We start from the raw sequence: 14,646 nt of genomic DNA, 5'->3' as shown, positions 1-14,646 counted from the left end.
GTCATTGTATTAAAGTGCGCACCCCCTTGCTCGCCCCACCGGTCTTGATATCCATGGCCGTTTGGACTGCCTTTTTTCCATAATGTTTCGGTTTGGAAACGATGCCCGAACCCGATATGTTCATGCCCTGTACCACGAAATTGGCCAGGGTAGGGGCCTTGATGTAAAAAAACGAGGTCATCAGGATGAGGAGCGATGAGGTCATGATCAATGCGATATCCTTGGCTGCCGTAGTGATCAAATGCTCCACCAGCTTATCCACCAGATTCACCATAAAGAGGTCCACTACATAGAGCATGGGAATCCAAAGACATACACTCATAAACTTTTGCAACCATGCCCTCCACATATTGGAAAAGGCCGGTACAAAAGAAAGGCCGATATTGATTGGGCCGAAAATGATGATGATGAACAGGTAAATAATGGAAAGGGCCTTTATGCCGACGAATATCAAGGTCGAGATGATGTGGGCAAAGTTCGTTACCGAACTGGCCATTCCGACCAGCATTATGGACTGTAGCGCGTCGATGTCCATGTCCAATAGGTTCCAACTGAGACCGTTCTGTGCGGCCACATCAATTTGTGCCAGAGCCACCCGCTCACCAATGGAATCCCAATTCCGTTGGGTCCCTATAAAGGCCTTTCCCAAATTGTCATAAAACTCGAATATGGCATAGGCAAACTCACGGTAGTTCCAAAGAATGAACATCAGCGGAAACCATTTTAGGGCCTTGAGCACATCGGCCCTGTCATCTGATGTATAATGAGTCAATGCAAAAATGATCAGACCGATCTTGGCCACCTGGAAACCAATGCCCAAAGTGGGGCCAAGGGAATTGAAGGCATCATCCACATATTGGTCGAAAATGTTGTTGACCACGCCCCTAAATCCTGTTTCCGTTCTTACCAAGTACATTCAATTAATTTTTATCATGGAATACATCGCCTTGCGGTGCTCATTTTTCTGGATAAGTGCATTGTTCAACGAAATGACCTCCTCCAATACTTTGGATATCTTTTCATTAATGGTGGACAGGGCGGACAAACGGTTTGCAGAATCAATAAGCTCAGGGGTAGAGGATACCTTTGCTCCTTGGGCCGTCAAAGTGGATACTTGGGACACGACCGTGACCAAAAAGTCCATCGCTTCCTTTTTTTCCGTTGCCTGCAAATAGGTAAAGGTGTCCAAACTTTTTCGTGTGCCCTTGTAGGCCTCCAACACCTTGTCCTTAAGGGCTGACAGTTCAGAAATCTCAGGGGAGTCCAATACGTAACTGGCCGGCGTCCTTTTCGCGGTGACCTCTTGGGAGAGGAATTGCGAGGAATTGCTGTTGGCCACGGTATTGCGTTCCATGAGCTTGAGCAAGGTGGCCATGTTGGAATTCAAGGTCGATAGCTGTGAGTTCATGGCCAAAATGTTCTTGTTCAGAATGGCCAATTGGGAATTTGCAGCGGCATCCGTCACCGGTATCTGACCGAATGCCAGGACCGGAACAATACAGGTGCAGTAGAATAGTATTTTATATTTTTCCATGGGCATGGGTGTTTATACGTTCATAGGCCTTTGCGGTCCGCTGCCAATCCTTTCCCTGCTGTTCATGCAGTTCAGCTATGCTGGCCTTTTCATAGGGATTGGTCTCAAAAATGCATTTGGTGGGCAGCGAGGTCTCCAGTCCAAAGACCTTGACCCGGTCCTTCCAACAAATGGCCATCTCCCGCAACTTTCTTCCCTTTGGCAGATCACGGTTCAGGGACAAGACGGCTTGCTGTTGTTTTTTGTTAAGGCCCAGCATGCCACGAATACTTTCAAAGGAATTGCTGAACTCGCTCAGATCCAAAAGAACCTTGATATGGCTGTTTACCACAATGGTGTTCCCGATGTATTTGGATTTCACAAAATCGTCCACCTTTTGCGAAATAAAGATGGGCTGTCCGCCGAACTTCCTCGCCATTCTGGATTGGGCATCCAGATAATTGGCCATTATAGGGTTGTCGAAGAGGTTCCATGCCTCGTCCACGTTCAGTATCTTGTTCACTGCCAATTTTCGCGGGTCCTTCAATTTTTTGTTGAAGACATCGATCATCAAAAAAGCGATGATGGGGAACAATTGTTCGTTGTCTATCAAATTGCTCAATTTGAGATAGATGAGCCGCTCTTGGCTGAGGCGCGCAATCCTATCGTCATCACTGTTCAAGAGATAAGCGCGGGGTCCGTCATGAGCGTATTTCCCCAAAAGCAACAAAAACACATTGAGGTCAAACACCTTACTTCGTATGCCCTTTTCTTTTACGATTTTGGGCAAGTGTTCCCTTACCTGGTCGTAAAAGCCGTTAAAGGAGAATTTTGCGTTTTCCTGGCCCAAATTATTGCCATAATAGCCTTGGACCATCAATTCTATGAGTGTCTGGGAAACGCTTGCATTAATTGTATTTTCCGTTCCTTCCCCATGATGGGTGGTCAAAAGGTGTACCAAGGCGACCAACTGGGTCAGCTTATGCTCCGAAAGGGTCCTTTTCCCATTTTTGACCACCGTATCGTATCGATCCAAGGCAAAGGGATTGAAGGTAAATGGGTGCTCGTCGTCATTTTCCACAACCACCCCGTCAAGAACCGCCAATAGCTTGTCATAGGAATTGCCATTTTCCAAGATCACGATATCGGCACCTTCCCGGTATTCTGAAAACAGATAGCTGTTCGCAAAAAAGGTCTTTCCCCCTCCAGAACCGGAGGCGACCAACATCCCCCGATTGAATATCCAGTCCATGCGTTCGGGTTCCTTATAAATGCTTACCAACAAGGGTTTTCCCGAAGTCCTGTCCACCATACGAAGACCGTGTGTGCCATGCAATGGATTTCTGTAGCCACCCTCAAAATACCAGAGACTGGCCGTCATTTCAGAAGATAAGGGACTGAACATTTCCATACTGGTCCCTATACCATTGCCCATGATACCCCCCAGGAACAGGTTTTTCCGGTCTACTGTATTTTCCTTCACGTTGATGCCCAGTTTTTTGAAACGGGACCGGATAGTATTGCACATGGCCCCAAAACCCTTTTCAGAGGCCGATAGGCCCATTACGTTCAAATGGTAGTAGACCAGTTCTTTGTGGTCGTTCAATATTTGGTGCTGGAACTCATATATCTGGTCCCTGTATGCACTGTTTTTATCGCCCTTGGTATTGCGGGCATATTTGTCCAAGCGTCTTGCCTTGGCCCGTAACCGAGACATGGCCTTCTCTTTTTCAGGGATGTAGATGTACTGGTTGATGATATGCTCCTGTGGAATCTTGAACCCCAGGGAGAACAGGTTGCCTATGGGAAATAGGTTCTCCCCGATACAATACTTTCCAAAATATTCATGCTGGGCCATGTCCTCCTTAAAGAACTGGTCCAAATTTTCCAAAGTGAAAAACTGGGCGCGTTTGTTTCCGATATATATCTTATGGTCACTAAAGTCGAGGTCCCTTCCCGTTCCCTGACCAAAACCAGCCTCCAAATACGTGTCATAATACCCGCCTTCGCCGAAGAGAGACTCATAATCCAATATTCGGGATTGCATCAGCTCCGATTCGTTGATCAGGTCGTTCACCGCACGAACCCTGGACTCGAAGTCGGACGCGACATCAGCATTCAGATATTCGCTGGGCACATGGTTATTGAAAAAGTACTTTCTGTCCTTTCGCAAATACTGATTGGCGCCCTGTGGGGTCCTATCGATGTAGTTTTTTGGTACCTTATGAAGGGTCAAAAAACAATGGTGTTCCAAATAGGGCCTGTCCTGAAAATACCATTCGTCCTCGGCCTCAAAGAAATCCCGTTCCAAACGTTCCCGGTCCATGGTGTATTTTTCACCGAAGAACATATCCTGTTTGTGGAGTAGGCAATTTTCCCCCATGATTTCGATGATGCCCGATACCAAACGGTTCAATGTCAGATAGTCCCCTTCATCAAGGGTATACACTTCGGGTAGCTCCAATCGTAAGGGTATCCCCAAACAACCACGCTCCTTTGAGACCAGTATGGGGTACTCATAGCCATAAATGGGAAATGCGTCCATGAGGGTCATTTTCTTCGCCATACCAACAGCTTTTTTTTGTTAACGTGACCCTTGATGCTATTCGGCCGCTTTCGGTCCGCTTGGGATTTTATAAAGCCATTGCTCCCATAAGCTTTGGAGTAGTACAACATTAGGCCCGTGTAGAGTATGGCCAGGGCAAATGACAGGAGCATGCTCAAAAGGGTAGGAAGGATACTGCTGATTACCAGGCCCATGGCCAATGAAATGAAAGTGCCCTTGAAAGCCTGATCCACATATTTGGCCCTTAGCCCGAAAAAGAAGACATCCTTCTGTAGGGCTTTTGGTATTTTGACCATACGGTTTTCCATGGTCATTGGGCTAAAGTATCCGCCATGGCTGCAAGCGCCCAAAATATCAATAGGCCAATGACCAGATTGCCCACTTTCCTGGCCATATCCTGGTTCTGTTCACGGATGATCAAAAAAGCGAGCCCCGAGATAATGGTCAACGTCCCGGCACAAAAATGAACAATGTTGAAAATGCTGTCGCTGATGCGCTCTGCCCCTTGCTCGGCGGCATCGACCTGGTTGACAAGTTCCTCTATCTGGGCCAGACCGGGTGTGTGGCAAAATAACAGGAGAGTGAGGACTAGAAGATATTTAGCCCGTGTCCTTGGGATCCCCTTCCGGGGGATCATCGGTGTTTTTGATGACCTTGAGTTTTTCATTTTCTTTCGGAATTAAGGATTGTTTGTGTTCATCGGTATCGGACGCACTGAAAATATCCAACAGCTCAGAGCTGGTTTCATTTTCATTGACTTGGTTGAGTAATTGGTCCATGTCTACGTTTTGATACGATTCATTTTTAGCAAATATATTTATTTTTTGCACAAATGACTTATTTTCTGAAAGGTTTTTTTTGCGGTCCGTTCGAAGTATTCGAAAAACCACCACATACCATATCAGGCACAACGTCCCGATGATGATATATACGATATGGTCCCAGTCCAGGTTCAAATCCGCTCCAAGGTTTTTAACAGTTGTGGAATATACTGGCTATGGAAGTGTTCGAGCACCTTCCGCATGATATCGTTCCTGGATGCCTTTTCTCCCATTTTGTAATTATAGGCACTGGTCAGTTTTTCATAATCTGAAAAACAGGCCTTACTGAGCCTAAAGATAAATTGCTCTTTCCTGTCCGGATAGTTATCGCTTTCCATTAGGGCCATAAATGCTTCTATTTTTTTCCGTTCTCCAGTGTTTGGTTTCGATAGACCGGTAGCGTTTGTTATTCCACTGAACCTATTACCCGTCCCCTCCTTTCCTTTTTTCAGGGCTGCGCTCTCTTTCTTACCATCATTCTCAACGCTGGCAGACAGCTCCGTATTGCGTTGCGCTTTCAATTCCCTGGTTTCCTCACCAGTATCCACATTGTCCAGTACTGCGGAATCCAGTAGTTCCTGGACGTTTATTTTCTTTCCCATTTTTTATCCTTTTGAAATTTTTAGTACCCGTTCTATAAATTTTTTGATTCCCATTTCGCTGTTCTCCTTTCCCTCCGGTATGGGGTAAAGGGTGTTTCTGTAACGTTCCCGATACACGGTACGGTCCATGACCACCTCCTCCATGATGGGCATTCCGGCCCGTTCAAAGGTATTCCGAACGGCTTTGAACTTGTTGGCCTTCACCAGTTCATATCGGTTGAAAAATGGATTGAGCGACCGTAAGACGCGATCTTCGTTATTGAGGAAATTCGCCTCCAAGGTCTTGTAGAACATCGCCGTACTGTCTATTTCCAGTTCATCGAGGAAAAACGGGATGAACAAGTGCTCGATGTACAGCAGCCCCTGTACCATTTCCTCGTTGAGGTTTCCGGGAAAGTCGATGATGATATAGTCCACTATTCCGTAATACTTTCGTATCCATTGGTCCAAAGTTCCCACATTGGAACGCACCACGGGATACAACTCCAAATCATCCCTTTTCCCTAGGGAAACCCTTTGTAGGTCACGTTCCCTTTTTTTGAACACGGAATACTGTGGGTCGTCCATATCGATAAGAACCACTTTTTTCCCGTAGGATTTAGAGAGGTTGGTCGCCAGGATAATGTTCATTGTGGTCTTTCCACAACCGCCTTTTTCACCGGCACAAGAAATAATTTTTGTGTCCATAAAAATAAAATTAATTGACCAGGGTAGCATATGACCATATGATGCTATGGGCATTCTACCATTTGAATGAATGACCCTATGGTCATGTAATACGATCATGCTATGGTCAAATGATGAATTGATTATTGCTATATATGAGTATAGCTATATGTATTGACAGCAATGATTATCGCAATATTCAGTACTATCTATATGGCTATATATGACCCGGTAGCCTCTAAAAAAGTAGGATCACATGCCCACTATTCATCGATTTCCCCGGATTGCCCTACAGGGCCTCCAAGCCCGCAGTGCCTTAGGGACCTATGGTGCCCTAAAGAGTTCAAGTATGTGCGAAAATGCAAAAACGGAAAGAAGTGCTCAAAGGGATTTCTTGAATTCCCCAAGGGCATCGGTCACCTTTTTTTCGAGGTCGCGGTACTTTTCCTGGATGTCCTCCTTGTATACCATGTTCTCCCCAAGGTTTCGCTTGGTGACGAACTCGTTGTCAGGCAAGAGTATCCAAATAGGGTTGTACCCAAGGCTATAGAAGTAAAGAATGATCTTAATGGAATTGACCATGGAGGAACCCCGCTCCACATTGGCCAACGTGGAACGCGCCATGTTCAGACGCTCGCTCAATTTGGTCAGGGAAAACTCGCTGAACCGCTTGTCCTGGATATCATCCATGTCCACGAGTTCCTTGCGGATCTCTTTAAGGCGTTCGCCGATATATCCCAAATCATTGGAATCCAAATTGATAATCGATTCAATATCCATTAATCCATGTTTTCTACAGGAAAGCTACAATACCCTTCCCTGTTTTCGTTCTCAAATTCATCCTTTAATCCATCGATCATTGCAGCGGTCTCATTATCGAGTCCCTTTCCCCAATGATCGTAAAAAGCGCTAACCTCGGTCTTTGACCGATTCATTGATTTTGCAATTTCACCATTTATTTTCTTTTCATCAAATATGGCCGTCTCAAGTTCGTTGCCCGTTATGGCCCTGTATTCCATTTTTACCAGCGCATCTACCTCGTCGAGGATTTGATCAAAGACTTCCTGCGCTATGCGGTCCATTTCACAGTGGACCAAAAACTCATCTATGATTTCGACATAGAGCCTCCGCAAAGCCCCTTTTTTGTTTTCCCTTTCCATTGCCTTCCCAAACCCTTGTCTGTAATCAAAGAGCTTTAAGCGCTTCACCAGGTCCTTGAACAACTTACGTTGGGTTCCATTTTGAAACCGCGTTTTGGCCACCTTGTCCAATACCGTCCCGTAAAACTCCAGATACCCCACTTCCTTTTGGAAAAGCGGTATGACGCCTTCCAGAAGATCAAGTTCATCGACCAACCGCATATACTCTTCCTGTTGGTCTTTGAAATCCTTGGGCCTAAAGTCCTTCACTATGGGAAGCTCGTGGGCCGAGGCGCGCTTCTTGGCAGATATATCCGGCTGTAACAGCCCATAGCATTTTTTCTCGGTGATGGTGTCCTCGAAGGTATCTGCCGTCAGCCCCGCAAAATACCCCGTGGACATGGCCGCAATCTTGCTTTTTGGGAGCAGGTCCATCATCTGGGTGCTCAGATTCGTGCTGGTATCGCTGCTGCTGGTATTGGTGGATATCTTCTCCTGGTGTATTTTCCCGAAAAGTTCGGTCAACCGTTTGGCGGTCTCCCCCTTCGCTGCCCCGCAAATGATGTTCGCACAATTGTCGTAGATGACATCGGCCAATTCCCTGCCATAATCCAAAATGAGCTGCCCCACGCTCTGTATTCCGAGCACCGTGGCAATCTTGTTTTCCCTTCCCGTGTCGATGATCGTACGAAGCAACATGATAAAAATGGTTGGGAGCTCATCGATAATGAGCGCCATATGCCTTCTCCCTGGACGGTTTATCCGTTTGAGAATGGTGTTCATGTAAAGGCTCAAAGGGGCGGAATATACCTCCTTGCGGCCCGGATTGTTCTGCAACGAGATGATTTTGGGATGTTGGGGGTCGTTGACCTCCAAATTGAAATCGTTGCCCGACATCACATAGAAGATTTCCTTGGTGGCAATACTTGACAAGCTTATCTGTACTGTACTGGTCTGCCCCGCCAATTGGTCCATGGCCTTTTTTTCAAGGGCGTCCCTAAAGGGTACCAATATCTGGCGTACCTCCACATCCTGCATCATAATTTCCATCAGCACATCGATCTTTACGGTGGTCAATAGGGCCAAATGCCCCGGAGTACAGATATACAGTCCGGTTTCTTCCGCTTTTTTTTTCAAATACCATATGCAACCGCTGGTAAAACTGATGGCACTGCGTGAAAAATAGTCCTGTTTCTTGATCCATTCCGGATTCAGGTTTTTCATCAAGGTTGCCGCCGTATCTATGGCATCCGACTGGTTGACCAGGCCATAGGGGTCAATGGGATTGTTGCGATGGGTCCTTTGGAGATCGTCAAAACAGATGAAGTACATTTTGGGCAATTTCCGCTCCCTCTGTTTTCCCAACTTTGATCTCGCCTCTTGAAGGTATCCATAGGCTTTTTTGGTCAAGGCATTGAACTTGAAATCATAGATGACCATGGCGTATTTTTTGAAAATGAACTGCCCCATAATCTCTTCGATTACTGAAAACGACTTGCCGCTGCCAGGGGTGCCGATGACCAAAAGGGCCCTAAAAAGGTTTACAAAATTGAGCCAGCCCTTTCGCTTTTTTCCCTTATGGAAATAGGTATAGGGAATGTTGGCCGAATACTCGGTATCCAGGCATTCCTCCATCTGCAAAAACGTCTCATTGCCTTCATTGAAAGGGTCCTCCTCGGCCGGGTTGCTAAAGTTGAAAAGCGCAAAGAGTTGCATCCCGTAGGTCATCAGCCCAAAATAGGATAGCCCATAACCCGCCATCGACAACAACATCCAACCCGGGCTTTTGGCAGGGAACCAAGCGGGCACAAGCAAAAGTGCCGCACTTACCATAAGGCCCATGACAATCCTTTTTTTGTGCAGCCCTTTTTTCTTCTTTGGTCGGTACATCATGATACCTCCAAAGAGCATCCCACAGAGAATCCACCGTGATTCTATTCCAGTTGTTGGCAATCCGCTTTGGAGCAGTAGGGCATAGGCATGATCGGCTAGCCATCGATGGCCGAAATAGTAAACATATAGGACATAATACTCCGTGAAGAGTACCAGGGTAAAATAAAAGGCCGAAAGGTACATGCCTATGTAGCCGCGGTTTCTATCTTGCATTTTTTCGTGTTATTGGTTCTTTTCCAATTCCTTGACCCATCTTTTTGATTTTTTCCTGGCCCAACGAATGCAGTTTTTTTTTACTAGAATCAGTTCGTCGTTCCAATCCTTTCCCATCCTTGGTTTTGCCACTTGGATGTTGTTGCCCGAGTAAACTTTGCTTAAGGCATGCATCACCGTTTTCCAATAGGCGCGGGAAATCAGGGGGTTCTCGCCCATATCCAAAATTTGCTGTAGGTCCATTTCCCAAATCACCTTGTCCTTGAAGCCAAGGGCCTTTTTCATAGCCTGCGGATGGCCCTGGAACCGCTGGTCCATAAGGGTATTGAGCTGTTCACTGTCCCTTTCCATCTGGCCGTGTTGCCCTGAGCGGTAGTTCAGCCGGATTTCCGCGACGGGGCGTTTCCAGACCACCTCCATGAAAACAGTCTTGGATTTTCGGTTCATCCAAGCGGATAAAAGTTTTAGGTCATATCGCATGCCCTCCATATCAGAATCAAACCCCAGGTGGAGGGGCAGATTGTCATGGGGGTCGACCAATGCTTTCCATTGAAAGAGTTGGTCCAACTTTCGGTCATCGATATGTCCTGAGAGCGAGATGTAAAAGCAGTTGGGCCTCTTGTGCAGCTCGTGGTAGGCCAAGGCGTCAAAGGCACTTTCAAAGCACACAATTTTCTGGGCCTTGATATCCGGATTGCTGACAAAAAGATATTGGTAGCGTTCGTTGAGGAACAGTCGGAATTTTTTGGTCTTACCGTCCCGCCTGTCCGTATAGGGCCGGTTGTACAGCGTATAGTTCTTGACAATTCCATCAACACCGTATTTCGGTACGGCAATATTGGCAATACGCCCCTTGTTGTCATTGACATGGAAGGCATTGAAAATACGTCCCTTAAAGGCTTCGGATTGAAAGGTCGCCTGGTCAAGGCTTCGTTCCTTTATCAGATAATCCCATCGGCTCAAGGGACCGATATGGTACTTTTCCTCAAGGGATTGTGTTGGGGCAGGCCTTTTTTTTACGGCCGTAGGTCCTACGATTTCATAGGACCTCTCTATACTTTCCAATCCCTGCCGTACCGCCTCATAGAAATTGTCCGATCTCCGCTTGAGAAAGGTGAAGAATCGGCCCTTGTCCAACGAATCCGAGCGATTGAAATAGGTGACCGGGATTCGTTTGGTCTGCAGCACAATGCGATCCCCGTCCTTTTCAAACTCCGAAGAACCAGCGCTGCGTTTTATCAAGCGATATCCCATGGCCCCCAAATACCCTGGAAAATCGATTTCCGTGTTGATCTTGGATATCAGGGCCTTGTAATGGCCCGGATCTTCCGAATAACTTTTCATTGAAATACGATTCTGTTGATAAAAAAGGCCGTCCGGTGCGGACGGCCCTTATGGGTAGTTCCCCGTTCAAAGTTTTACCCCTCTACTGGGTGTCTTTTTTTTTTCATCGGTGACCACTTCCATTTTCATGGCCTTGGCCATATCGATGTTCTTGGTGATAAAGGTCTCCTTTCTGGGCGACCAGCTGACCAGATAGGGCTTTTTGCCGTTGGCCTTGCTCTTTATCTCGATTTCCACTTCCTTTCCGCTATTCAGGGCATTGGCCTGTTCCAAGGTCAATTTCTCCCCATAGATATACGTGTTGGATGTGAGGGCAGGTTTGGTCCGTATATCCTGGAGTCTTGGTTCATAATAGGCCAATTTCTGAAAGATTTCCCCATCGTTGGTACTGCCCTGGAACACGATGAATTCTTTTTTCTCGACCATTCGCTCAAATTCCTTGGCAGTGAACCTGTGGTTATAGGCAACGGCCTTTTCCAAGGTCACCGGCTCGTTCCTTTTGTACTGCACGTCAAGACGGGAGCCTTGGTCGCGGTCATACACCATTTGGATCATTTTCGAACTGTCCTTTAACTGCCCTTCGGAAATGTAGGTGGATTCGTGCATGTACTCCCTGCCTTGCACAAGGTTGTCCTGGATGTTTTCGGGCAGTTTTTCAAAACTGATGTACTGTCCCTCCAATTGCTCCTTGACATCACCATATGCATACCGTTGTGCCGGTGATTTCAGGGTTTCCAACCATCTACTGTTGCGGGGAAGGTCAAAAACCTGTCCCTCGTTGGTCTTGATCGAAACGGTACTGTCCTTTTCGGAGATGACCGTTCCCTTTTGCCACTTTTGGTTCACTTTGACGAAAACCTTTTCTGCGATCTGTCTTTCCATTTTATAATTGAATTAAGGATTAATACGAATTTGTTTAACTTTACCATCTGGATATGTCTTTCCATTTTCATATCCGGAATTAAGGATAAAAGGGGCGGGAGCGCCCCTTTTTTTATACGGCCATACGAAAGGCCTCCATTGCCCTTTCTCCACTGTATATACCGCTCCGTTCCAACTCCTTGGCCCAGTTTACATCCACGGGTTTAATGATTTCTATGGTCTTGCCCATATAGTTTCTGTAATAGCTCCACAAAAAATAGCGGAGCGCGTTTACATCAAAGGGCAGACGGCATAAAATCATGTCCTTTTCCCGTGTGAGTACGATGCTGTGCTGGTTCAATAGGGATTGGTCCGGCATCTTATTGAAGCCCAGATATTCTTGGGCCAGTGAATTGTTGAATTTCTTTATCTCTTTGAACAGATTGGTGAGGGCCTTATCGGTTTCCGGGGCGAAACGGATGCCCAAATGATCCTTGCCCACCCGCACCAAAAATTTGGAATCGTTCAGAAAGGACATCAGCATAAGATCATGGATATAGCCCTCAATTTTGGACCTTCCCGTAAGACTGAGGGCCATCTTGCTCAATTTGGTGGTCTTGTGGATGCGTACCAAAATCTTTGCGGTATCGTAGTTGATGTCCAAAAAAGCAAGGTAGACCGCATTGCGCAACTGGAAACGGCCATGGAAGGCCAGGGCTTCCATGGGACTTCTAAGCACCACCAAATGTTCTATCGACTTCGGGACGTTACTGAACCAGACCGAGGCCGATATATCACTTTCCCCCAATAGGGAATGTCCATTTCCATCCGCGACGACATAACCGGTCAGGGTATTGGCAAGATTGTAGAACGGAAAAACCAGCCTCCCCTTGGTATCGGCGAACACTTTTCCCGCGAACTGGCCTTCGTCATCATTGACTACTTCATAGGGGAGTAGGGAATGGGTCGCTGTCATCCCCTCAAAATGGTTATACGTTTTCTTCTTAGTTTCTAGGACGTCGCTTTTTTCCTGTTCCAAAAGAAATAGGCCCTTTTCCTCCAGCTTTGTATAAAAAGCATCGATTTTTGACCAGAGCCCCAGTTTTGTGGAGCCCTCCGTTTTGGAGAGCTGTTCCAGCACAAGGTCAAACGCTGCCAGTTTGTGCTCAGGTCTGCTGGCCTTATAATAGCGTTGCCCCTCCTCAGTTTGGATGACCATGGCATGGTCCTTTCCCATCTTGTAGCTATGGAACCCGCTTTCCTTGCGAGATGGCTCAAAACCGGAATACTTAAAAAGGGCGTTCAGGTCCAGAAGGTCGTCCCATTTTCGCCATTTGTTGTTCATGAATATATTTTTATATGTGTAAAAATCGATTATATTTGCAAATAACACTACAAATATAATTAAATTTTGGAAATGACAAACCCAAAGCAAGAATTCTTCTGACCATGTGGCGCCGAAACCTCAAATCGAAGTTTAGATTCCTCTCCAAAAATTGGAGGGTCAACTATGGATTTGACAGAGTGCAGCAACAGATAGACTCCAAGGATACATCCCACTTTACCCCAAATAATGGATACTATTGGGCCTTTATTGCACTGTTTTTCCTGTGCTGGGGGCTGCGTTTCTTTTGGACGGACGATTCCTTTCCCCCGCAAGGAACCATGGAAAGGCCATCGACCCTTTCCATGGAAAATAGGCAAACGCTCACCGGTGATGTGCTCTTTAAGGGAATGGCCCTAAAGCTATCGGAGATTACGGACTTCGGCCAAATGGAGAAGTTACTGCGTTTTTTTGCCATGCGACCGTTCATTTTGGACAGTGTGCCTTCCTGTGTTCCCCTGTACAAGGAAAGCTTTGTAGTATCAAGTCCTTACGGGCAACGGTTCCACCCCATTCATCAAATTACGAGACACCATTTTGGAGTGGATTTCGCCGCAACCAAGGGAACCCCAATTTATTGTACAGCGGCAGGGACCGTCACCCATATCGGAAACGACCCAAATGGGCATGGGCTTCATGTTATGGTTACACATGGCCATGGGTTTGTGACACTATACGGCCATATGGACCAAGTGGCCGTCACCATAGGGGAAAAAGTTCCCCCTCATGAATATATCGGAACGGTCGGAAACTCCGGCCTTTCGACCGGACCACACCTGCACTATGAGACCATCAAGGACGGTAATCGATTGGATCCAGCACCTTCCTTTAACATCAAATATGATGTCTACAGGCGTTTGAGCCAATCGAACTGAAGGGGTCGTCATACTATCCTTATCTGACAGTTCCATTCAATATCAAAAGTACTTTCATTGTATATTTTGGGCGTTCGGGCCCGCTTTCCGCTTAAAGTCCCCACGGTGACCCCCAGGAGGGCACCGTGAAGAGCTATCGCTGCAATCGGTAACGCAGCGCCCCATAGGGGCGCATATTTTTGGATAGGGGTAAATGAAGCAAGAGGTGATGTAAACTATTGAAAAACTGTGTTTTATCTATGCTTTAGGGTAAATTGAAGGTATAACCGAAAACAGAAAATCCATAAAAACAAGCTTTAAATGCCCGGGCGAAAGGGACATCCAAAAGTTCACCATTTTCATATGCAATGACCACCGGACCAACTATACAACTAAAAGAATAAACCCTAAAACAAGAACCTATGCTACCCTTGGAGACCCTTTATTCAAAATTGCCCTTTTTGGCCTTTGCTTTCTTTGTCTTGTTGACCGTAAAAGGCGTATTCCGACTGAAACGCTTTTTACGGCTTCCCCTATTGCTCATCCTGTTCCTGCTATTGGCCGTTCCCTTTATCAAGGATCTGCTATGGCTGTTCGCTGCCATGGAACTGTCCATTTGGGGCTATTATCTGGCGAGCAAATGGCCATGGCCGATTGCCTGAGACCTTTGGAGGTGCGGAAATCCCTGTCCGTGTTCCTTGGTAATGCGATAGGGCGTGAAACCGCCCTATCACATTGGTTTTACCCATGCCTTGAGTTGCACCCTGAAGGGTGCCTTTTTGTGGATGGG

14 protein-coding genes are annotated in these 14,646 nt (G+C 46.5%); 2 read left to right on the top strand and 12 right to left on the bottom strand.

What is annotated here, in order from left to right; all coding sequences use genetic code 11:
* Window position 1: 1 nt before the first annotated feature.
* From CLV81_RS01210 to CLV81_RS01155, 12 genes are all read right to left on the bottom strand, one after another.
* Window positions 2-916 carry a TraJ family protein gene (locus CLV81_RS01210; protein ID WP_106143247.1) on the bottom strand — a complete coding sequence of 305 codons (915 nt, stop codon included), beginning with the start codon at window positions 914-916 and terminating at the stop codon, window positions 2-4.
* Complete coding sequence (locus CLV81_RS01205) at window positions 917-1,534, bottom strand: TrbJ/VirB5 family protein (RefSeq protein ID WP_106143246.1); 618 nt, start codon at window positions 1,532-1,534, stop codon at window positions 917-919.
* Window positions 1,521-4,079, bottom strand: coding sequence for a TraG family conjugative transposon ATPase (locus CLV81_RS01200; protein WP_106143245.1), 2,559 nt, complete (start codon window positions 4,077-4,079; stop codon window positions 1,521-1,523). The genes CLV81_RS01205 and CLV81_RS01200 overlap by 14 nt, the downstream gene beginning before the upstream one ends.
* Window positions 4,064-4,375, bottom strand: coding sequence for a DUF4133 domain-containing protein (locus CLV81_RS01195; RefSeq protein ID WP_158259053.1), 312 nt, complete (start codon window positions 4,373-4,375; stop codon window positions 4,064-4,066). Before CLV81_RS01195 ends, CLV81_RS01200 begins: the two co-directional genes overlap by 16 nt.
* Window positions 4,376-4,678: 303 nt before the next feature.
* Window positions 4,679-4,858, bottom strand: coding sequence for a hypothetical protein (locus CLV81_RS20430; protein WP_146129801.1), 180 nt, complete (start codon window positions 4,856-4,858; stop codon window positions 4,679-4,681).
* A 173-nt stretch (window positions 4,859-5,031) separates the two neighbouring features.
* Window positions 5,032-5,502 (bottom strand): hypothetical protein, encoded by a 471-nt coding sequence (locus tag CLV81_RS01185; RefSeq protein WP_106143241.1) that lies wholly within the window; start codon window positions 5,500-5,502, stop codon window positions 5,032-5,034.
* A 3-nt stretch (window positions 5,503-5,505) separates the two neighbouring features.
* The gene (locus CLV81_RS01180) at window positions 5,506-6,189 is read right to left on the bottom strand and encodes a ParA family protein (protein ID WP_158259052.1); all 684 of its coding nucleotides are present in this window, start codon (window positions 6,187-6,189) and stop codon (window positions 5,506-5,508) included.
* Between the two features lie 360 nt (window positions 6,190-6,549).
* Window positions 6,550-6,948, bottom strand: coding sequence for a helix-turn-helix domain-containing protein (locus CLV81_RS01175; RefSeq protein WP_106143239.1), 399 nt, complete (start codon window positions 6,946-6,948; stop codon window positions 6,550-6,552).
* Window positions 6,948-9,413, bottom strand: coding sequence for a type IV secretory system conjugative DNA transfer family protein (locus tag CLV81_RS01170; protein WP_106143238.1), 2,466 nt, complete (start codon window positions 9,411-9,413; stop codon window positions 6,948-6,950). Before CLV81_RS01170 ends, CLV81_RS01175 begins: the two co-directional genes overlap by 1 nt.
* Before the next feature lie 9 nt (window positions 9,414-9,422).
* The gene (locus CLV81_RS01165) at window positions 9,423-10,757 is read right to left on the bottom strand and encodes a toprim domain-containing protein (protein WP_106143237.1); all 1,335 of its coding nucleotides are present in this window, start codon (window positions 10,755-10,757) and stop codon (window positions 9,423-9,425) included.
* Window positions 10,758-10,823: 66 nt separating this feature from the next.
* Window positions 10,824-11,639 carry a hypothetical protein gene (locus CLV81_RS01160; RefSeq protein ID WP_106143236.1) on the bottom strand — a complete coding sequence of 272 codons (816 nt, stop codon included), beginning with the start codon at window positions 11,637-11,639 and terminating at the stop codon, window positions 10,824-10,826.
* A gap of 112 nt (window positions 11,640-11,751) precedes the next feature.
* Complete coding sequence (locus tag CLV81_RS01155) at window positions 11,752-12,963, bottom strand: hypothetical protein (RefSeq protein WP_106143235.1); 1,212 nt, start codon at window positions 12,961-12,963, stop codon at window positions 11,752-11,754.
* Window positions 12,964-13,067: 104 nt separating this feature from the next.
* Here CLV81_RS01155 and CLV81_RS01150 point away from each other — a divergent pair, with 104 nt between their 5' ends.
* Window positions 13,068-13,877, top strand: a complete 810-nt coding sequence (locus tag CLV81_RS01150; protein WP_106143234.1) for a M23 family metallopeptidase — start codon at window positions 13,068-13,070, stop codon at window positions 13,875-13,877.
* A 401-nt stretch (window positions 13,878-14,278) separates the two neighbouring features.
* On the top strand, window positions 14,279-14,518 hold the full coding sequence (locus CLV81_RS20425) for a hypothetical protein (RefSeq protein WP_146129800.1): 240 nt from the start codon (window positions 14,279-14,281) through the stop codon (window positions 14,516-14,518).
* The last annotated feature ends 128 nt before the right edge of the window (window positions 14,519-14,646 follow it).

The sequence above is a fragment of the Flagellimonas meridianipacifica genome, assembly GCF_003001695.1.
Taxonomy (GTDB): domain Bacteria; phylum Bacteroidota; class Bacteroidia; order Flavobacteriales; family Flavobacteriaceae; genus Flagellimonas; species Flagellimonas meridianipacifica.
The sequence above is the reverse complement of the archived record's forward strand: the minus strand, read 5'-3'. Positions and strand labels throughout refer to the sequence as shown.